The sequence below is a fragment of the Agromyces luteolus genome (assembly GCF_009729855.1).
In the GTDB taxonomy this organism is placed as follows: domain Bacteria; phylum Actinomycetota; class Actinomycetes; order Actinomycetales; family Microbacteriaceae; genus Agromyces; species Agromyces luteolus.
In genome coordinates this window covers 342,056-361,783 of sequence record NZ_WODA01000025.1, presented here as the reverse complement: position 1 = coordinate 361,783, position 19,728 = coordinate 342,056, and the positions used below count along the sequence as shown (strand labels likewise).

Below are 19,728 nucleotides of genomic sequence, written 5' to 3'. Positions count from 1 at the left end.
GGCGGAGCCGTGCCGGGCACCAGGGCTTCCGGCCGCCGGTCGGAGCATCAACTGAGAACAGAAGGAGAACGGCCATGGCCGTCGTCACCATCCGCCAGCTGCTCGACAGCGGCGTGCACTTCGGGCACCAGACCCGCCGTTGGAACCCGAAGATGAAGCGCTTCATCTTCACCGAGCGTTCCGGCATCTACATCATCGACCTCCAGCAGTCGCTCGCCTACATCGACAAGGCCTACGACTTCGTCAAGGAGACGGTCGCCCACGGCGGCACCATCCTCTTCGTCGGCACCAAGAAGCAGGCGCAGGAGTCGATCGCCGAGCAGGCCACGCGCGTCGGCCAGCCGTACGTCAACCAGCGTTGGCTCGGCGGCCTCCTCACCAACTTCGCGACCGTCTCCAAGCGCCTCGCGCGCATGAAGGAGCTCGAGGAGCTGGACTACGAGGGCACCACCTCTGGCTTCACCAAGAAGGAGCTGCTCCTCAAGAAGCGCGAGCTCGACAAGCTGCACAAGTCGCTCGGCGGCATCCGCAACCTCTCGAAGACGCCGTCGGCGCTCTGGGTCGTGGACACCAAGAAGGAGCACCTCGCGATCGACGAGGCCAAGAAGCTCGGCATCCCCGTCATCGGCATCCTCGACACCAACTGCGACCCCGACGAGGTCCAGTACCCGATCCCGGGCAACGACGACGCGATCCGCTCGGTGAGCCTGCTCACGCGCATCGTCGCCGACGCCGCTGCCGAGGGCCTCATCCAGCGCCACCAGAAGCCCGAGGAGGGCGAAGAGGCCGAGCCGCTCGCCGAGTGGGAGCAGGAGCTCCTCAAGGCCGGCTCCGAGAGCACGCCCGAGCAGTCCTCCGCCGAGACCGAGAAGGTCGCGGAGTCGAAGGCGGAGGCCGAGGCCGAGGCCGCCGAGGTCGTCGACGAGGCGGCCACCGAGGTCGCCGCGACCGAGTCCGAGGCCGACGCCGCGGGCGCAGCTGCCGCCGAGTAGTCGGCACCCCCCACCCACTCCGAAACGACAGGGAGTCCATTCCACATGGCCAACGTCAGCATCGCCGACATCAAGGCGCTCCGCGAGCAGCTCGGAACCGGCATGACCGACACCAAGAACGCGCTCGTCGAGGCCGACGGCGACATCGAGAAGGCGACGGAGATCCTGCGCCTGAAGGGTGCCAAGGGCAACGCCAAGCGCGCCGACCGCTCGACCTCCGAGGGCCTCGTCGCCGCCGTCGAGAACGGCGACGGCACCGCGACCCTCATCGAGCTCGCGTGCGAGACCGACTTCGTCGCCAAGGGCGACAAGTTCGTCGGCCTCGCCGACCGCGTGCTCGCGGCCGTCGCCGCGGCCCGTGCCGAGACCGTCGAGGCCGCCCTGGCCGCGCCGGCCGAGGCCGGAACCGTCGCCGGGCTCATCGACGGCGAGGCCGCGATCCTCGGCGAGAAGGTCGAGCTCCGTCGCGTCCGCCTCGTGAAGGGCGAGCACTTCTCGATCTACCTGCACAAGACCTCGAAGGACCTGCCCCCGCAGGTCGGCGTGGTCCTCGGCTACGCGGGCGACGACGCGGAGACCGCGCGTTCGATCGCGCAGCACATCTCGTTCGCCGCGCCCGAGTACCTCACCCGCGAGGACGTCCCGGCCGAGGCGGTCGAGAAGGAGCGCGCGCTCGTCGAGCAGATCACCCGCGAGGAGGGCAAGCCCGAGGCCGCCCTCCCGAAGATCGTCGAGGGTCGCCTCGGCGCGTTCTTCAAGCAGGTCGCACTGCTCGAGCAGGACTACGCCAAGGACAACAAGCTGTCCGTCGGCAAGGTCGTGCAGGACGCCGGTCTGACCGTGAGCGACTTCGCTCGCTTCAAGGTCGGCGCGTAACACGTGCCAGGGGAGTCCGGACCGCATCACGCGGTCCGGGCTCCTTTGCTGTGTCCGGACGTCGCGGTGACGCGCATCGGACGCGGAGCGGTCCCGCCTGCACTGCGGCGCGGGCTCGGAACCACTAGTTTTGACTCCCAGAGGGGAAGGATCGGTCGGGGATGACGGAACACACGCGCAGGGTGCTGCTCAAGCTGTCGGGCGAGGCGTTCGGCGGCGGCGCACTCGGAGTCAACCCCGACGTCGTCAGTTCGCTCGCGCGGGAGATCGCCGACGCGGCACGCACCGTCGAGGTCGCGATCGTCGTCGGCGGCGGCAACTTCTTCCGCGGGGCAGAGCTCAGCCAGCGCGGCATGGACCGCGGGCGCGCCGACTACATGGGCATGCTCGGCACGGTGATGAACTCGCTCGCCCTCCAGGACTTCCTCGAGCAGGCGGGCGCCGAGACGCGCGTCCAGTCCGCGATCTCGATGACCCAGGTCGCGGAGCCCTACATCCCCCGTCGCGCCGAGCGGCACCTCGAGAAGGGGCGCGTGGTCATCTTCGGCGCCGGCGCCGGGCTGCCGTACTTCTCCACCGACACCGTCGCCGCGCAGCGCGCGCTCGAGATCGGCGCGGACGTCGTGCTGGTCGCCAAGAACGGCGTCGACGGGGTGTACTCCGACGACCCGCGCACGAACCCCGACGCCCACAAGATCGACCGCATCAGCTACCAGGAGGCCCTCCAGCGGGGCCTCAAGGTCGTCGACTCGACCGCGTTCAGCCTCTGCATGGACAACGGCATGCCGATGCAGGTGTTCGGCATGGAGCCCGCCGGCAACGTGACGAAGGCGATCCTCGGCGCGGAACTCGGCACCGTCGTCAGCAACGGCGAGCCGAACACCGATCGATAGACTGTCCCGAGCCCGAGAGAAGGAGTCCCCGTGATCGCGGATGTACTGTCCGAAGCAAGTGCACGCATGCAGAAGGCCGTGGAGGTCGCCAAGGACGACTTCGCCTCCGTTCGCACCGGCCGCGCCAACCCGCAGCTCTTCCAGAAGATCATGGTGAGCTACTACGGCACCCCGACGCCGCTCGCCCAGCTCGCTTCGCTCGCGAATCCCGAGGCGCGCACGCTCGTCGTGACGCCCTACGACAAGGCGGCGATGAAGGACATCGAGCAGGCGATCCGCGACACGCCGAACCTCGGCGCGAACCCGTCGAACGACGGCAACATCATCCGCGTGACCCTCCCCGAGCTGACGGAGGAGCGTCGCAAGGAGTTCGTGAAGATCGTGCGCTCGAAGGCCGAGGATGCGCGGGTGTCGGTCCGGAACATCCGTCGCAAGGCGAAGGACGACCTCGAGTCCCTGAAGGGCGAGGTCGGCGACGACGAGGTGGTGCGCGGCGAGAAGGAGCTCGAGCACGTCACCAAGTCGCACGTCGACCAGATCGACGAGGCTCTCAAGCGCAAGGAAGCCGAACTCCTCGAGGTCTGAGGGGCCACACCATGACGGGCGTCCCTGATGGGGAACGGTCGGACGCCGACGACCAGCGGCATTCGACGCGCGACGAGATCCGCGCGCAGATGCATGCGCGACGGGTGGACCTCGAGCGCCAGTTCGAGGCGTCCCGCGCGCAGTTCGACGAGGCGCAGGAGCGCATCAACGCGCGCACCGGTCGGAACCTCCTCGTCGCCATCCTGATCGGACTGGCATTCGGCGGCACACTGCTGCTCAGCCTCCTCGTGTTCAAGGAGCTGTTCATGGTGTTCGCGGTCGTCGTGGCCGGGTTCTCCAGCTCCGAGCTCGCGGCGGCGCTGAAGCACGGCGGCTACCGGGTGCCGCGCATCCCGACCGTGGTCGCGGCCGTCGCCGCCGTGCCCGTCGCGTACTACGGCGGACCGGCCGGGCAGGTCGCCGCCGTGCTCATCGGGATGGCCCTCGTCGTGCTCTGGCGGCTCGCGCAGCAGGCCTCCAGGAGCGTCCGCGCCGAGTCGTCGGGCCTCGCGCGCGACCTCGGGGCCGGGATCTTCGTCCAGGGGTACGTCACGTTCCTCGCCACGTTCGCGGTGGTGCTCACCGCGGCAGACGGCGGCCAATGGTGGACGCTCGCGTTCATCATCCTCGCCGTCGCCGCCGACACCGGTGCGTACGCGTCCGGCCTCGCCTTCGGCCGGCATCCGATGGCGCCCGTGATCAGCCCGAAGAAGACCTGGGAGGGCTTCGCGGGCGGCGCGCTCGCCAGTCTCATCGCCGGCGTCCTGCTCGCGCTGTTCATGCTCGGCCAGCCGTGGTGGTTCGGGCTGGTCTTCGGCGCGGCCATCTTCCTCTCGGCGACCCTCGGCGACCTCGCCGAGTCGCTGATCAAGCGCGACCTCGGCATCAAGGACATGAGTTCGTGGCTGCCGGGGCACGGCGGGTTCCTCGACCGGCTCGACTCGATCCTCCCGTCGGCGGCCGTCGCGTTCGCCGCTTTCCAGATCTTCGCCTGAGGCGTGCGCGAGGAACCGCCGCGGGTGCGCGATACTGGTGCGGTGGATGCCACGTTCCCCCGGGCCCGCAGGAACCAGCTGGGCTACAAGACCGCCGAGGTCGAGGACTTCCTCCAGCGCGCGCGTCGCGCCTACGACGGGCGCCCCGAGCCCGACGACACGGGGCTCGATGCCGAGCGCATCCGCCTGACCGCGTTCTCGATGCAGAAGGGCGGCTACTCGACCAGCCACGTCGACGCCGCCATGGAGCGGCTCGAGGACGCCTTCGCGTTCCGCGAACGGCAGATCGCCTCGCGGCTGCACGGCGACGAGGCGTGGCTCGCCGAGGCGCGCACGACCGCGCAGGTGGTCGCGAACCGGCTCGCGCGTCCCGAGGGCGCCCGTTTCGACCGCGTCAGCTGGCTGGCCGTCGGGTACGACGTGCACGAGGTCGACGCGTTCGCCGATCGGCTGACCCGGTACTTCCGCGACGGGTGGCCGATCGCGATCGACGACGTGCGTGGGGTCGTCTTCTCCGCCCAGCGCGGCGGATATCGCGAGGCGCAGGTCGACCTCGTCCTGGACGCCGTCGTCGACGTGATGCTCGCGGTCCGGTGAGCGGCTCGAGGTTCGACCGGGGGGATTCCCTCCGTTACACTCGACCAATCGTGGGCAGGCATTCGGATCAGGACGGCGAGATGTCGATGGATGCCGTCCGGGAGCGCTGGGCACGTGACGACGCCGCGGCCGCGACGCGATCGCTCCGTCCGCAGGTCGCGGCGCGCCCGACCCGGACCACGACGAGCGTCGAGACGCCGCCGCCGCGATCGACGCAGCGGGGGAGCGTGACCGGTCCCGTCAAGCAGGCGGCGACCGTGGTGTTCGCCTTCGCGGCATCCGTCAGCTTCCTCCTCGTCAACGTCGTCGACCCCTACTCGGGCGCGACGGCCACGTCGACCTACGTCCCGGTCGACCGCTTCGGCGGCGAGGCCACGCAGGAGGTCGAGCTCGCCGACGGCTACTCGTCGCTCGCGGTCGCCTCCGAGGGGTACGTCGTCGAGGCGAAGCCCGACGAGCCCGAGCCCGAGGCCGCGTCCGCCGCGGGATGGGCGCCGCCGGCCGTGGTCCCCGACCCGGGCAGTGCGCAGGCCTACGGCGCGCAGGCGGTCGCCGCGCGCGGATGGCCCACGACCGAATTCGACTGCCTCGTCGCGCTCTGGAACAAGGAATCCGGATGGCGCGTGAACGCGTACAACGCCTCGAGCGGGGCGTACGGCATCCCGCAGGCGCTCCCGGGGTCGAAGATGGCGACCGCCGGCGCCGACTGGGAGACGAACGCGGCCACGCAGATCGAGTGGGGCCTCGGGTACATCCAGGCCCGCTACGGCACGCCCTGCGGCGCGTGGGCGCACTCGCAGAGCGTCGGCTGGTACTGACCCGCCTGCCCCGCGACATCCGCCCCCGACCGTAGACTGGACCGATGGCCCGCTCGCACCGCTCCCGTGGTCGCGCCGCGAAGGCGCGCGAACCGCACCCGGAGCTCGACGTCGCGCGGATGACCGCCGGCTGGCGCCGCACCGAGGTGCGCGCCGGGCGGGAATGGAACGTGCAGCCGGTGTCCGAGGCGCAGGCGGTGAAGGCCTACCTCTGCCCGGGCTGCGGACTCGAGATCGACCCCGGTGTCGCCCACCTCGTGACCTGGCGCGCCGACGGCGTCCTGGGCGACGCGGCCGACCTGGCCTCGAGGCGACACTGGCACACCCACTGCTGGAGGATCGGACCCGCGTGACCGACGACACCATGACCGAGATCCGCGCCGGAGCCGTGCTGCCGGCGCAGCGCGAGGAGATCGAGCTGCGCACCGACGACGGCCTCCGCCTCGTCGGGGAGCTCGCCACACCCCTCGACCGCGCGCCCGTGGCGACCCTCGTGACGCTGCATCCGCTGCCCACCGCCGGCGGGTTCATGGACTCGCACATCCTGCGCAAGGCGGCCGCCCGACTGCCCGCCCTCGCCGACCTCGCCGTGCTCCGCTTCAACACGCGCGGCACGAGCTCGGTCCGTGGCACCAGCGAGGGCGAGTTCGGCCACGGTGTCAGCGAGCGGGCGGATGTCGCGGCCGCGATGCGCTACGTCGCCGAGCGCGGACTGCCGAACCCCTGGCTCGTCGGCTGGTCGTTCGGGACCGAGCTCGCGCTGAAGTACGGTCTCGAGCACGGCATCGCCGGCGCGATCCTGCTCTCGCCGCCGCTGCACCGGACGAGCGACGAGGAGCTCGCTCGCTGGCGCTCCGCGCCCGTTCCCGTCGTGGCCCTGATCCCGGAGCACGACGACTACCTGAAGCCCGCCGAGGCCGCCGAGCGGTTCGCGGGCCTGCCGAACCTGACGCGGATCGACGTCGAGGGGGGCAAGCACCTCTGGGTCGGCGAGTCGCAGACGCGCCGCGTGCTGGACGAGATCGTGCGCGCGGTGAACCCGGCGGCCCTGCCGATGCCGACCGAGTGGCCCGCGGCATCCGTGTCGTCGCCCGAGGCCTGACGGCCACCTCGGTCCGAGCCGGCGCGGCGGGCCGCGCGCGCTGGGCCGGCGCGAGCGCGGTCAGCGCTCGTTCTGGCGTGGGATGACGACCTGCTTGATGATGAGCAGGATCGCCGCCGCGATCGGGATCGCGACGAGTGCCCCCAGGATGCCGAGCAGCGCGCCGCCCGCGAGGGCGGCCACGACGACCAGGGCTCCGGGCACCTTGACCGCTCGGCTCATGATGCGCGGCGCGAGCACGTACGCCTCGACCTGCATGTAGATCAGGTAGTAGATCGCGGCCACGAGCGCCGTGAGCGGCGAGCCGAGTCCCGGGATGAGGCAGAGCAGCACGATGATGACGGAGCCCGTGAGCGTTCCGACGAGCGGGACCAGCGAGAACAGGAAGGCGATGAACGCGAGCACCGCGGGGAACGGGGCGCGGATGATCGAGAGGAACGTGAAGCTCAGGAAGCCGTTGACGGCGGCGAGCGAGACCTGGCCGATCACGTAGCGGCCGACGGACTGCGTGATCTGCTCCGTCAGGTCGGCGAACCGCGCCCGACGCGATGCGGGGATGAGCTGGTAGGTCGCCCGCTTCATGGCATCGAGCGACGCCGTGAAGTAGATCGTGAGGACCGCGACGATGATGACCCCGAACACGCCGCCGCCGATCGCGAGCGCGACGGCCCACACGCCGCCGAGCAGCTCGCTCAGCCGGTTCGGGTTGGTGAAGAAGTCGGTGAGCGCCGCTCCCGCCTGCTCGCTGATCTCGTCGATCAGCAGCAGCGGGAACTGCTCCTGCAGCCAGGCGATCCAATCGACGCGGTTGACCTGGTCGATGATCCGCGGGATCTGCGCGATCAGCTCGGCCACCTGGTCGACGATGATCGGGATCACCGCGATGAGCAGCGCGGCGACGACCGCGGCGACGCCGGCGATGACGAGCAGGATGGCCGCCCAACGCGGAAGCCCCCGGCGCTCGAGCCCGCTCACGGCGGGCTCGAGGCCGAGGGCCAGGAACAGCGCTGCTCCGATGTAGGTGAGGATCGTCGACAGGCTCGACACCGCGGACAGGATCAGGAGTCCGGTGCCGACGCCGAGCGTGCCGACGAGCGCGATGCGGAACGCGTTCTGGATCTTCAATCCCCGCGCTCCCTCGTCTCGCGTTACTTGTTGGCCACCTGCTCCGCCTGGGTCAGCACGCCGCGAAGGCTCTCGAAGTAGCCGGCGACCGCGTCTCGCTCGATCCTAATCTGGGCGAGGCGGTCCTCGGCGTCCGCCACGAGGGCGCGCGTGCGCTCCTCCGCGTCGGCGATGAGCTTGCGAGCCTGCGAGTGCGCCGCGGCGACGCGCTCGCGCGCCTCCTCGTCGGCCTTGTCGCGCGCGTCGGCGATGTCGGTCCGCGCCTCGGTCTCGAGGCGCTCGGCCTCGGCGCGCGCCTCCGCGGTGCGGGCGACGGCCTCGGCGAGCTCGGCGTTGGAGTCCTCGAGGAACTTCTTGGTCTGGTCGGCGGCCTCCTGCTGCGCCGTCAGCAGCTCCTGCTCCGCCTCGTCGCGCTTGGTGGCGAGCTCGGCGTCGAGGTCCATGCGCGCGCGCTCGATCTCGCGACGCATCCGGTCGACCTCGTGCGTGGTCTTCTTCTTCATCGAGGTGAGCTGGTTGTCGAGGTCGATCCGGGCCTGCTCGGCCTCGGCCTCGAAGTCGGCCCGGGCCTGCTCCTGCTCGAGTGCGAGGTCGGCGCGCATCTGGTCGAGCTCGGCCGCGTGCTTGGCGCGGATCCGGTCGAGCTCGTGCTGCAGCTTCAGTCGAGCGGTCTCGGTCTCGCGCTCGAGGTCGACCCCCACCTGCTCGCGCTGCTGCGCGAGCTTGACCCGCTCCGCGTCGAGCTCCCGGTCGAGGTCGGTGCGCGCCTGCTCCAGCTCGTGCTCGAGCACGGCGCGACGCTCGTCGATCTCGGCGTCGAGCGCGGCGCGCGCCTCGGCGGTCTCGCGCTCGAGGTCGAGTCGCGCCTGCTCGGTCTCCTTGGCGAGGTCGATGCGGGCCTGCTCGGTCTCCTTGGCGAGCTCCGCACGCTTCTGGTCGAGCTCGACCGCGACCTCGGCGCGCGTCTGCTCCGTCTCCTCCTGGAGCCCGGCCGCGGCCGCACGCGCCTCGTTCGCCTCGGTGTTGGCGGCGACGAGCATCTCGGCGGCCTTGCGCTCGGCCTCGGCGACAACCGCCGCAGACTCCCGCTTGGCGGTGGCGCGGGCCTCGGCGGCCTCCGTCGAGGCCGTGCCCCGGATCGACGCGGCGTCGCGGTTGGCGTCGTCGCGGACCTGCTCGCTCGCCTCGTGCGCGCGGGCGACCATGTCGTCGGCCTCGGCGCGCGCGTTCTCGAGCAGGCGGTTCGCCTGCGCGCGCGCCTCGCTCAGCGTGCGCTCCGCGAGCTCGTGCGCGTCGGAGCGCATGAGGTGCGCCTCGTCCTCCGCGGCACGACGGAGCTTCTCGGCGTCGATGTCGGCCTGGGCGATGAGCCGGGTCGACTGCTCCTCGGCGACGCGCAACGTGTTCTCGAGCTTCGTGCCGAGGCCGGAGAACGTGGGGCTGCCGACCTCCTCGAGCTCTGCGGTGAGTTCCTCGATGCGTGCGAGGAGGCGCTTGTTCTCCTTCTGCACGTCACCTGACGCGTTGTTCGCCGAGATGATCTCGCGGCGGAGCTGGTTGATGCTGCGGTCGACCTCGTCCTTGTCGTATCCGCGGAACACCTGCGTGAACTCGGTCTCTTCGACGGCCAATTCTTCCTCCGGGGTCCGTGTCCCGCGTTGTGGGGGGTTGTGGGGGGCGCGCGGGTCGCCTCCGATCATACGGCCCGGAGCCCGCCGACAGGCGGCCGATGTCATACAGACATCGGTTAGGAGACTCCCAGACACCGTCGCTAGTCTTGGGTGTCTTTGTCGGATGCCGCCCCCGCGGCCTGGAGGTAACCCGAGTGCGCTTCGTCCTCGCCATTCTGGCGTTCGCTGCTGCCGCCGTGCTGGTCGGCTTCGGCATCGCCCAACGGACCGTCTTCCTCGAGCCGGACAAGGTCTCGCTCGGAACGGTGGTCGAGAACCAGGCCAGTTACACGGTCCTCACGCCCGAGGCGCTCGCCGCCAACCCCGGGAAGCAGACGATCACCGTGTCCGGCGGCGGACCCGTCCACCTCTCCTACGGGCGCACCGACGACGTGCTGAGCTGGATCGGCGACGACCCGTACGTCTCGGTCGGCTACGACGGGACGACCGGCGAGCTCACGAGCGAGGTCGTGGTGGCGCAGCCCGTCGACGACTCGACCCCCACGACGCCGGAGACCGGGGAGCCCGCCGCCGAGGAGTCCGAGGACGCGGAGGCGGAGCCCGACCCCGCGGCGTCCCCCGCCGGCAGCGACCTCTGGCTCGACGAGTTCACCGGCGACCGGACGCTCACGACCACCGTCGACGTGCCCGAGGGGATCACGGTCCTCGTCTCGTCCGACGGCACGCAGCCGGCGCCCGGTCGCATCGTGGTGGCCTGGCCGCTCGACAACGCGACGCCGTGGGCGGGACCGCTCATCGCCGGCGGGGCCGTCCTCTTCCTCGTCGGCATCGTCCTCGTGATCTCCGGCGTGGTCGCGCACCGCCGCTCCCGGGGACCTCGCCGCAACCTCCCGAAGGGCCCGAAGGGCAAGCTGACGCGCGCACCGCGTCCGCCGCGGGCGCAGCGCGCCGCACTCGGCTCGGGCGGGGCCGGCAGGTCGTCCGGTCGCGCGAGGCGAGTCGCGCTGCTGCCGGTGCTCCTGGTGCCGGCGATCGCACTGTCCGCGTGCTCGTCGGACTACTGGCCCGACCTGTCGTCGGCACCCGAGACGACGGCCCCCGCGACTCCGGTCGAGACCGCCGCCGAGGACGAGGCCGAGCCGGTCGAGCCCGCGACCCCCGAGGTCGTCCCGGCCGTGACGGTTCCCCAGATGGAGCGCATCATGCGCCGTGTCGCGGTCTTCACGACCGAGGTCGACGCCGACGCCGATTCGCAGCGGCTCGGCGAGCGCTTCACCGGGCCCGCGCTCGAGGCGCGGAAGGCGAACTACGCCATCCGCAAGTCGCTGCCCGACCACGCGGCGCTGCCGGCCATCCCGGCGTCCCCGCTGACCCTGACGCTGCCGCAGCAGGTGACGGGCTGGCCGCGGACCGTGCTCACGATCGCGAAGAACAACGACGACGAGACGGTCGCGCCGACGGCCCTCGTCCTCCGCCAGGAGTCGCCGCGCGAGAACTACAAGGTCCTGTACGCGACGGCGCTCGTGCCCGACGCCGACGTGCCCGAGGTGGCACCGGCATCCATCGGCGCCCCGCCGATCAACCCCGAGTTCAAGGGCCTCATCATGCCGACGGGCCAGGTCGCCCCGGCCTACGCCGACGTGCTGCTGAAGGGCGACGAGTCGGAGTACGCGCAGTTCTTCGACCCGGAGGGCGACGTCATCCGCCAGCAGCTCGGCGTCGAGGGGCAGAAGGCCATCGCCGACGACCTCCCGGACACCGCCGACGTGGCGTTCTCGAACGCGCCCGGCGACAGCCCGACGGTCGCGCTCGCGACGAACGACTCCGGCGCACTCGTGACCGTGTCGATCACGCAGACCGAGAAGGTGACGCCCAACGACGGCGGCACCATCGGCTTCAAGGAGGGCCAGCCCGGTGCCGCGCTCTCCGGCTTCGACGAGAAGAGCGCCAAGGGCGTCGAGCGCGAGATCGGCATCCAGCTCATGTTCTACGTGCCCGCGGTCGGATCCGATGAGCAGATCCGCCTGCTGGGCTGGTCCGAATCCCTGATCGGCGCATCGGAGGTCAAGTGACGAACGCGTTCCCACCCCACGAGCCCGCCAGCCTGCGCGGGGCCGTCGACCTGTCCTCGCTCGTCCACCGCGGCGAGCGACGGGCAGCGGATGCCCCGGGCGCGCCGCCGGCCGCCGGAAGCCCCGGCGGCTACGTCGCGGCCGTCGACGACCAGAGCTTCGCCCAGGTCCTCGAGCTCTCGCGCTCGGTGCCCGTCGTCCTGGCGTTGTGGGCGTCGTGGAGCGAGCAGTCCACCCAGCTCGTGGCCGCACTCGAGCGGCTCGTGAACGCCCGCGAGGGCCGGCTCGTGCTCGCTCCTGCCGACGCCGACCGCAGCCCCCAGCTCGTCCAGGCGCTGCAGGCGCAGGCCATCCCCACCGTGGTCGCGCTCGTCGCCGGGCAGCCGGTGCCGCTGTTCCAGGGCGTGCAGCCCGACGAGGTCATCGACCAGGTGTTCGACCAGCTGCTCGAGGTCGCCGAGCGCAACGGCGTGACCGGCCGCGTGCCCGCCGCCGACGGCGACGACGCAGGCGACGCCGCCGCCGAGGAGCCCGCGGAGGAGCCGCTGCCGCCGCTGCACCAGGAGGCGTTCGACGCCATCAGCCGTGGCGACTACGCCGCCGCGGCATCCGCCTACCGCACGGCGATCGCGCAGGACCCGCGCGACGAGCTCGCGGTCGCCGGCCTCGCGCAGGCGAACCTGCTGGCCCGGCTGCAGGGCAAGACGCTCGACGAGATCCGGAATCGCGCGGCGACCGCGCCGGCCGACCTCGACGCACAGCTCGACGTCGCCGACCTCGACCTCTCGGGCGGCCACGTCGACGACGCGTTCGCGAGGCTGCTCGACCTGTTCCCGACGCTCGACGCCGACGCGAAGAACCGCGTGCGGGAGCGCCTGCTCGAGCTCTTCCAGGTGGTCGGCGTCGCGGACCCGCGGGTCGCGGCGGCGCGGCGGCGGCTGGCGACGCTCCTGTACTAGGTCTCGATACGCGCCGGCTTCGCCGGTGCTACTCGACCACCGGGTGTGGTTACGCGCCGGCTGCGCCGGTGCTACTCGACCACCGGGTGCTCGACCACCGGGTTCAGGCGGGCGTGAACCAGAGCGCGCCGAGCGGCGGCAGCGTGAACACGGCCGACGCGGGCTTGCCGGCCCACGGCTCGTCGGTCGCGTCGACCCCGCCGAGGTTCCCGACGCCCGAGCCGCCGAACTCCGCGGCATCCGTGTTCAGCACCTCGCGCCAGCGCCCCGCGAACGGCAGGCCGAGGCGCACGTCGTGATGCGGGTTGCCCGCGAAGTTGACGATGCACAGCAGCGGCCGGCGGTCGCGGTCGTACCGGAGGAACGCGATCACGTTCATGTCGGCCGCGCCGCCCTCGACCCAGTCGAAGCCGGCCGAGTCGTCGTCGAGCTGCCAGAGCGCGGGCGTCTCGGCGTAGGTGCGGTTCAGCCGGCCGACGAGCTCCGCGAGCTGCCGGTGGCTCGGCTGGTCGAGGATCCACCAGTCGAGGCCGCGTTCCTCGCTCCATTCGGAGAGCTGCCCGAACTCCTGCCCCATGAACAGCAGCTGCTTGCCGGGGTGCGCCCACATGTAGGCGAGGTAGGCGCGCGTGTTCGCCAGCTGCTGCCAGTGGTCGCCCGGCATCTTGCGCACGAGCGACCCCTTGCCGTGCACGACCTCGTCGTGGCTGATCGGCAGGATGAAGTGCTCGCTGAACGTGTACAGGAACGAGAACGTCAGCTCGCCGTGGTGGTGCGAGCGGTACATCGGGTCGCGCTGGATGTACTGCAGGGTGTCGTGCATCCACCCCATGTTCCACTTGTACCCGAACCCGAGCCCGCCGGAGCTCGTCGGCGCGGTGACGCCGGGCCAGCTCGTGGACTCCTCGGCGATCATCACGATGCCGGGGTTGCGCTTGTAGGCCGTCGCGGTGGCCTCCTGCAGGAAGCCGATCGCCTCGAGGTGCTCGCGACCGCCGTACCAGTTCGGCAGCCACTCGCCGTCCTCGCGCGAGTAGTCGAGGTAGAGCATGGATGCCACGGCGTCGACGCGCAGGCCGTCGACGTGCATCTCCTCCAGCCAGAACAGCGCGTTCGCGACGAGGAAGTTCCGCACGCGCGGGTTGCCGTAGTCGAAGACGAGCGTGCCCCAGTCCTTCTGCTCGCCGCGGCGGGGGTCGGGGTGCTCGTAGAGCGGTTCGCCGTCGAAGCGGGCGAGGGCCCACTCGTCCTTCGGGAAGTGCCCGGGAACCCAGTCCATGATCACGCCGATGCCGGCCCGGTGCAGCCGGTCGATCAGGTACTTCAGGTCGTCGGGGGAGCCGAACCGGCTCGTGATGGCGTAGTACCCGGTGACCTGGTAGCCCCACGACCCGCCGAACGGATGCTCCGCCAGGGGCAGGAACTCGACGTGCGTGTAGCCGAGCCACTGGACGTACTCGATCAGCTCGTCCGCGATGTCGCGGTACCCCTTGCCGGGCCGCCACGAGCCGAGGTGGAGCTCGTAGATGCTCATGGGCAGCTCGTGGGGGTTGCGGTGCGGGCGCTGCGACATCCACTCGCCGTCGGCCCAGTCGTGGCCGCTGGTCGCCACGACCGACGCGGTCGCGGGCGCGACCTCGGCGCGGCGGGCCATCGGGTCGGCCTTCATCAGCCAGTCGCCCGACTGCGCGAGGAGCTCGAACTTGTACGCCGCGCCCGGTTCGACGTCGGGCACGAACAGCTCCCAGACGCCGCTCGAGCCCATGTTCCGCATGGCGTGGCCGAGCCCGTCCCAGCGGTTGAAGTCGCCGACGACGCGCACCGCGCGGGCGCGCGGCGCCCAGACGGTGAAGGAGACGCCGCGCAGCGGCCCCGTGACCGACGGGTACTCGCGGTGGTGTGCTCCGAGCACGGTCCACAGCTCCTCGTGGCGGCCCTCCTCGATGAGGTGCAGGTCGAGCTCGCCGATCGTCGGCGCGTAGCGGTAGGGGTCGTCGGCGGTCCATTCGGTGCCGTCGTCGTACCGGGCGCGTACGCGGTAGCCGGTCGGCCCGAACGTGCCGGCACCCGCCCAGACGCCGTGGCCGACGTGCGTGAGCGCGAGTTCGCCGCCGTCGTCGAGCAGGGCGGTGACGGATGCCGCGAGCGGCCGTCGCACGCGGATCACCGTGTGCGCGCCGCCCTCGCCGGGGGCCTCGAACCCGTGCTGGCCGAGCACCTGGTGCGGGTCGTGGTGGCGCCCCTCGGCGACGGCGAGGAGGAGGTCGTCGGGCACCGACGGTGCCTGGACGGGGGTGGTGTCGGTCATTCCGCGCCTCGAATCACTCGCAGGATGTGCACCGGCTGCGTGAACGCGTCCAGTCGCACGTAGTTGTGCTCGCCCCATTCCCAGCGGTCGCCGGTCACGAGGTCCTCCACCTCGAAGGTTCCGCCCTGCGGGAGGTCGATCGCCGGGAGGTCGAGGTGCACGGTCGTCTCGCGCACCGAGTGCGGGTCGACGTTCGCGACGACGAGGATCGTGTCGTGGTCGTCGGGGCCGTGCCCCTCGATGAACCGCCCCTCGAGGTGCTTCGAGTACACCAGCACCGAATCGTCGTCGCTGTAGTGGAAGCGGATGTTCCGGAGCTGCCCGAGCGCGGGGTGGTCGGCGCGGATCCGGTTCAGGATCCCGAGGTACAGGGCGAGCGACGTGCCATCCGCCTCGGCCTTGGCGAAGTCGCGCGGCCTGTACTCGTACTTCTCGTTGTCGATGGCCTCCTCGGCGCCGGGACGGGCGACCGACTCGAACAGCTCGAAGCCCGAGTACACGCCCCAGGTCGCCCCGGCCGTCGCCGCGATCGTCGCCCGCACGGTGAACGCGGCCGGCCCGCCGAACTGGAGGTACTCGGTGAGGATGTCGGGCGTGTTCACGAACAGGTTCGGTCGCATGAAGTCCGCGGTCTCCTGCGAGACGCTCGTGAGGAACTCCTGCAGTTCCTCCTTGGTGTTGCGCCACGTGAAGTACGAGTACGACTGCTGGAAGCCGACCATGGCGAGTGCCTGCATCATCGCGGGGCGCGTGAACGCCTCGGCGAGGAACACCACGTCGGGGTCGGTCGCGTTGATGTCGCCGATCAGGCGCTCCCAGAACATCAGCGGCTTGGTGTGCGGGTTGTCGACGCGGAAGATCCGCACGCCCTGCTTCATCCAGAGGCGCACGATCCGCGTCACCTCGTCGACCAGTCCCTCGAAGTCGTCGTCGAAGTTGACCGGGTAGATGTCCTGGTACTTCTTCGGCGGGTTCTCGGCGTACGCGATCGTGCCGTCGGGGAGCGTGGTGAACCACTCCGGATGCTCGGTCACCCACGGGTGGTCGGGCGAGGCCTGCAGGGCGAGGTCGAGCGCGATCTCGATCCCGAGCGCGGCGGCGCGGCGCACGAAGGCGCGGAAGTCCGCGAGGGACCCGAGGTCGGGGTGGACCGCGTCGTGGCCGCCGGTGGCCGCGCCGATCGCCCACGGCGAGCCGGGGTCGAACGGCCCCGGCGTCAGCGTGTTGTTCGGGCCCTTGCGGAACGCGAACCCGATCGGATGGATCGGCGGCAGGTAGACCACGTCGAAGCCCATCGCCGCGACGCCGTCCAGCCGGCGCTGGGCGGTGCGGAAGGTGCCCGACTTCCAGGAGCCGTCCTTCTTCAGCTTGCGGGCGCCCTCCGAGCGGGGGAAGAACTCGTACCAGGAGCCGACGCCCGCGCGCCGACGCTCGACGAGGATCTCGTGCTCCTCGGAGTCGGTCGTGAGCCGCGCGAGCGGCCGGGCGCGGAACTCCTCGAGCAGCGGGTCCTCGAGCAGGGCACGGCGGGCGGAGGCGTCGGCCTCCGTGTCGCGCAGCGCGGCGGCGTACGCGCGCAGGCGCTTGCGGACCGCGGCCGGCCGGTCGGCCTCCGCGGCGGCGCGCTGGGCGAGGCGTGCGCCGAGCTCGTACATGAGCTCGACGTCGACCCTCGCGTCGATCTTCACCTCGGCGTCGTGCACCCAGGTGCCGATCTCGTCGCCGAATCCCGCCACGTGCCAGTGCCAGGTGCCCAGCTCGTCGAGCCGGACCTTCGCCTCCCACCGGTCGGTGCCCGCGGCGAGCGCGGTCATGCGGTGCCGCTGCCGCACACCCGACGGGCTCGTGAGCACGAGCATGGCGCCGACCAGGTCGTGGCCCTCGCGGAACACGGTGGCGCGGAACGGGACCACCTCCCCGGAGAACGCCTTCGGGTTCCATCGCGGATCGGGCAGGGCGGGCGTGAGCCGGGTCACGGGGATCCGGCCGGCTCGAACTGGGCGGCTCGTCACGTTCCGACCGTAGCGCGGATGCCGTGGGATGGACACCGGGTTGCGCGGTGCTGCGAACGCGGCGGGCGTCGCGGCATCCGTTCATCTCTCGGACACACGGTGCTGCGTAGGGTTGACCCCGTGAAGCCGATCCGCAAGTTCACCGTCCGCGCCGTCGTCCCGCCGCAGCTGGGCGCGCTCGAGGAACTCGCCGCGAACCTGCGATGGTCGTGGCACGAGCCGACGCGACGCCTGTTCGAGCACATCGACCCCGTGGGCTGGCGGCGCTCGGGTCGCGACCCGATCGCCTTCCTCGGCGACGTCGATGCCCGCCGCCTCGACGAGCTGGCCGCCGACGAGGGCTTCATCGGCTGGGCCGAGCGCGAGCGCGACGAGCTCCGCGGCTACGTGTCGGAGCCGCGCTGGTACCAGTCCCTCGGTGCCGAGACGCCGAGGACGGTCGCGTACTTCTCGCCCGAGTTCGGCATCACCGAGGCGCTGCCGCAGTACTCGGGCGGCCTCGGCATTCTCGCGGGCGACCACCTCAAGGCCGCGTCCGACCTCGGCGTGCCGCTCGTCGCGGTCGGCCTGTTCTACAAGGCGGGGTACTTCTCGCAGGCGATCGCCCCCGACGGCTGGCAGCAGGAGCGCTACCCGGCCCTCGACCCCGACGGCCTCCCGCTGTCCGTGCTGCGCCGTGCCGACGGGACGCCCGTGCAGGTCACCCTCGCGGTGCCGGGCGGCCGCAGCCTGCACGCCCGCGTGTGGCAGGCCGCGGTCGGCCGGGTGCCGCTGCTCCTGCTCGACACCGACATCCCCGCGAACGACGACGACCTCCGCCAGGTGACCGACCGGCTCTACGGCGGCGGGGGAGAGCACCGCCTCCAGCAGGAGCTCCTGCTCGGCATCGGCGGGGTCCGCGCGCTCCGCGCATGGAGCGGGCTCACCGGGCGGCACTTCCCCGACGTGTTCCACATGAACGAGGGGCACGCCGGCTTCCTCGGGCTCGAGCGCATCTCGGCGTGCATCGGCGACGGGCTCTCCTTCGGCGAGGCCCTGCAGCTCGTCCGTGCCGGCACCGTCTTCACGACGCACACGCCCGTGCCGGCGGGCATCGACCGGTTCGATCGCGCGCTCGTCGCCAGCTACCTCGAGTCGGGCCTGCTGCCCGGGATCGACCCCGCCGACGCGCTGCCGCTCGGCCTCGAACCGGGCGTGCCGGCAGAGGACAGCGCGTTCAACATGGCGATGATGGGGCTCCGGCTCGCGCAGCGCGCGAACGGCGTGTCGAAGCTGCACGGCGAGGTCAGCCGACGCATGTTCGGCGACCTGTGGCCCGGCTTCGACGCCGACGACGTGCCGATCACCTCGGTCACGAACGGTGTCCACGCGCCGACGTGGACCGACCCGGCGCTGCTCGCGCTCGCCGAGGAACGGCTCGGCACCGCCGACACCGAGCACGCCGACTGGATGAGCGCCGCGGTCAGCGACGCCGAGCTGTGGGGCGTGAAGCGCGGCATGCGGCTGCAGCTCGTGGAGGACGCCCGTCGACGCCTCGCGAGCGCCTGGGCCGACCAGCACGGCGGCGCCGTGGCGCCCGACTGGGTGCGCCGCGTGCTCGACCCCGACGTGCTGACCATCGGGTTCGCCCGTCGCGTGCCCACCTACAAGCGGCTGACGCTCATGCTGCAGGACCCGGACCGCTTCGCGGCGATCCTCGCGAACCCCGACCGCCCGGTGCAGTTCGTGATCGCCGGCAAGGCGCACCCGGCCGACGACGAGGGCAAGCGGCTCATCCAGCGCCTCGTGCAGTTCGCGCAGCGGCCCGAGCTCCGCGAGCGCATCGTGTTCCTGCCCGACTACGACATGGGCATGGCCGAGCGGCTGTACCCGGGATGCGACGTCTGGATGAACAACCCGCTCCGCCCGCTCGAGGCCTGCGGCACGTCGGGCATGAAGGCCGCCATGAACGGCGCCCTCAACCTGTCGATCCTCGACGGCTGGTGGGCCGAGTACGCCGCCGACGACCACGGGTGGGTGATCCCGACGGCGGATGCCGCGGGCGACCAGGCCGAGCGCGACCGGCTCGAGGCATCCGCCCTCTACGACCTCATCGAGCACCGCATCACGCGGCTGTTCTACGACCGCGACCGCGACGGCGTTCCGACCGAGTGGATGGCGCGCGTGCGCCGCACGCTCGCGCACCTCTCGCCGGAGCTCGGAGCCGACCGCATGGTGCGCGAGTACGTCGAGCGGCTGTACCGCCCGGCGGCCGAGCACGCCGCCGTGGTCGGCGCGGACGGGGCGAAGCCCGCGCGCGAACTCGCCGCGTGGGGCGCGCGCGTGCGCGCGGCCTGGCCGGGCGTCCACGTGGCACACGTCGAGTCGGGCGGCCTCGAGTCGACGCCGCACGTCGGCGACGAGCTGCACCTCCGCGCGCACGTCGCGCTGGGCGCGCTGACGGAGGCGGACGTGGCCGTCGAGGTCGTCTACGGCCACTCGCACGGCGACGACCGCATCGACGACGCGCGCGTCGCCGACCTCGTGCCCGACGGGGCGTCGACGACGGATGCCGCGACCCGCGTCTACGTCGGCACGGTCACGCTCGACCGGGCCGGCGCGTTCGGCTACACCGTGCGGGTCGTGCCGCGGCATCCGCTGCTCGTCTCGCCGGCCGAGCTGGGCCTCGTCGCCGCCGCCGGCTGAGCCCTCCGGCCGGTCGTCGGACGTGCCTGCCGGCGCGCCGACGAGGGTCGGCGTGTCGCGCGGATCGTCCGACGACCG

Annotated in this window: 16 protein-coding genes; 12 read left to right on the top strand and 4 right to left on the bottom strand. The window is 71.7% G+C overall.

Annotation, left to right across the window (positions count from 1 at the left end; all coding sequences use genetic code 11):
- Window positions 1–74 precede the first annotated feature (74 nt).
- From rpsB to GLX25_RS15300, 9 genes are all read left to right on the top strand, one after another.
- Window positions 75–992 carry a 30S ribosomal protein S2 gene (gene rpsB / locus GLX25_RS15340; protein WP_155843379.1) on the top strand — a complete coding sequence of 306 codons (918 nt, stop codon included), beginning with the start codon at window positions 75–77 and terminating at the stop codon, window positions 990–992.
- A 45-nt stretch (window positions 993–1,037) separates the two neighbouring features.
- Window positions 1,038–1,868 (top strand): translation elongation factor Ts, encoded by an 831-nt coding sequence (gene tsf / locus GLX25_RS15335; protein ID WP_155843378.1) that lies wholly within the window; start codon window positions 1,038–1,040, stop codon window positions 1,866–1,868.
- A 161-nt stretch (window positions 1,869–2,029) separates the two neighbouring features.
- Window positions 2,030–2,761, top strand: coding sequence for a UMP kinase (gene pyrH / locus GLX25_RS15330; protein ID WP_155843377.1), 732 nt, complete (start codon window positions 2,030–2,032; stop codon window positions 2,759–2,761).
- Window positions 2,762–2,791: 30 nt separating this feature from the next.
- Window positions 2,792–3,346 (top strand): ribosome recycling factor, encoded by a 555-nt coding sequence (gene frr / locus GLX25_RS15325; RefSeq protein WP_166548888.1) that lies wholly within the window; start codon window positions 2,792–2,794, stop codon window positions 3,344–3,346.
- Window positions 3,347–3,357: 11 nt separating this feature from the next.
- Window positions 3,358–4,341, top strand: coding sequence for a phosphatidate cytidylyltransferase (locus GLX25_RS15320; RefSeq protein ID WP_240898388.1), 984 nt, complete (start codon window positions 3,358–3,360; stop codon window positions 4,339–4,341).
- Window positions 4,342–4,383: 42 nt separating this feature from the next.
- The gene (locus GLX25_RS15315; protein WP_166548887.1) at window positions 4,384–4,938 is read left to right on the top strand and encodes a DivIVA domain-containing protein; all 555 of its coding nucleotides are present in this window, start codon (window positions 4,384–4,386) and stop codon (window positions 4,936–4,938) included.
- Between the two features lie 50 nt (window positions 4,939–4,988).
- A complete protein-coding gene (locus tag GLX25_RS18965) occupies window positions 4,989–5,756 on the top strand; it encodes an aggregation-promoting factor C-terminal-like domain-containing protein (RefSeq protein WP_271192384.1) in 768 nt (255 codons plus the stop codon).
- Window positions 5,757–5,800: 44 nt separating this feature from the next.
- A complete protein-coding gene (locus GLX25_RS15305; protein ID WP_205719912.1) occupies window positions 5,801–6,109 on the top strand; it encodes a hypothetical protein in 309 nt (102 codons plus the stop codon).
- A gap of 11 nt (window positions 6,110–6,120) precedes the next feature.
- The gene (locus GLX25_RS15300) at window positions 6,121–6,858 is read left to right on the top strand and encodes an alpha/beta hydrolase (RefSeq protein ID WP_155843872.1); all 738 of its coding nucleotides are present in this window, start codon (window positions 6,121–6,123) and stop codon (window positions 6,856–6,858) included.
- Between the two features lie 60 nt (window positions 6,859–6,918).
- Here the strand turns inward: GLX25_RS15300 and GLX25_RS15295 are convergent, their stop codons facing one another.
- Both GLX25_RS15295 and GLX25_RS15290 read right to left on the bottom strand, forming a co-directional pair.
- On the bottom strand, window positions 6,919–7,983 hold the full coding sequence (locus GLX25_RS15295) for an AI-2E family transporter (protein WP_155843375.1): 1,065 nt from the start codon (window positions 7,981–7,983) through the stop codon (window positions 6,919–6,921).
- A gap of 23 nt (window positions 7,984–8,006) precedes the next feature.
- Entirely contained in the window at window positions 8,007–9,614 is a 1,608-nt protein-coding gene (locus GLX25_RS15290) for a DivIVA domain-containing protein (RefSeq protein WP_155843374.1), read from the bottom strand.
- Window positions 9,615–9,808: 194 nt separating this feature from the next.
- Here GLX25_RS15290 and GLX25_RS15285 point away from each other — a divergent pair, with 194 nt between their 5' ends.
- Both GLX25_RS15285 and GLX25_RS15280 read left to right on the top strand, forming a co-directional pair.
- Window positions 9,809–11,686 (top strand): DUF8094 domain-containing protein, encoded by a 1,878-nt coding sequence (locus GLX25_RS15285; protein WP_155843373.1) that lies wholly within the window; start codon window positions 9,809–9,811, stop codon window positions 11,684–11,686.
- A complete protein-coding gene (locus GLX25_RS15280) occupies window positions 11,683–12,645 on the top strand; it encodes a tetratricopeptide repeat protein (RefSeq protein WP_166548886.1) in 963 nt (320 codons plus the stop codon). The genes GLX25_RS15285 and GLX25_RS15280 overlap by 4 nt, the downstream gene beginning before the upstream one ends.
- A gap of 103 nt (window positions 12,646–12,748) precedes the next feature.
- Here GLX25_RS15280 and glgB read toward each other — a convergent pair whose 3' ends face one another.
- Window positions 12,749–14,953, bottom strand: a complete 2,205-nt coding sequence (glgB, locus tag GLX25_RS15275; RefSeq protein ID WP_155843372.1) for a 1,4-alpha-glucan branching protein GlgB — start codon at window positions 14,951–14,953, stop codon at window positions 12,749–12,751.
- The gene (locus tag GLX25_RS15270; protein ID WP_166548885.1) at window positions 14,950–16,965 is read right to left on the bottom strand and encodes a maltotransferase domain-containing protein; all 2,016 of its coding nucleotides are present in this window, start codon (window positions 16,963–16,965) and stop codon (window positions 14,950–14,952) included. Before GLX25_RS15270 ends, glgB begins: the two co-directional genes overlap by 4 nt.
- Before the next feature lie 120 nt (window positions 16,966–17,085).
- Between GLX25_RS15270 and glgP the strand changes: the two genes are divergently transcribed.
- Complete coding sequence (glgP, locus tag GLX25_RS15265; protein ID WP_166548884.1) at window positions 17,086–19,650, top strand: alpha-glucan family phosphorylase; 2,565 nt, start codon at window positions 17,086–17,088, stop codon at window positions 19,648–19,650.
- Window positions 19,651–19,728 lie beyond the last annotated feature (78 nt).

Bases quoted from the DNA above. Each gene is read 5' to 3' on its own strand.
- GLX25_RS15320 (WP_240898388.1), top strand. From the start codon at position 3,358: ATGACGGGCGTCCCTGATGGGGAACGGTCGGACGCCGACGACCAGCGG.
- GLX25_RS15300 (WP_155843872.1), top strand. From the start codon at position 6,121: ATGACCGAGATCCGCGCCGGAGCCGTGCTGCCGGCGCAGCGCGAGGAG.
- pyrH (WP_155843377.1), top strand. From the start codon at position 2,030: ATGACGGAACACACGCGCAGGGTGCTGCTCAAGCTGTCGGGCGAGGCG.
- tsf (WP_155843378.1), top strand. From the start codon at position 1,038: ATGGCCAACGTCAGCATCGCCGACATCAAGGCGCTCCGCGAGCAGCTC.
- GLX25_RS15305 (WP_205719912.1), top strand. From the start codon at position 5,801: ATGGCCCGCTCGCACCGCTCCCGTGGTCGCGCCGCGAAGGCGCGCGAA.
- rpsB (WP_155843379.1), top strand. From the start codon at position 75: ATGGCCGTCGTCACCATCCGCCAGCTGCTCGACAGCGGCGTGCACTTC.
- glgB (WP_155843372.1), bottom strand. From the start codon at position 14,953: ATGACCGACACCACCCCCGTCCAGGCACCGTCGGTGCCCGACGACCTC.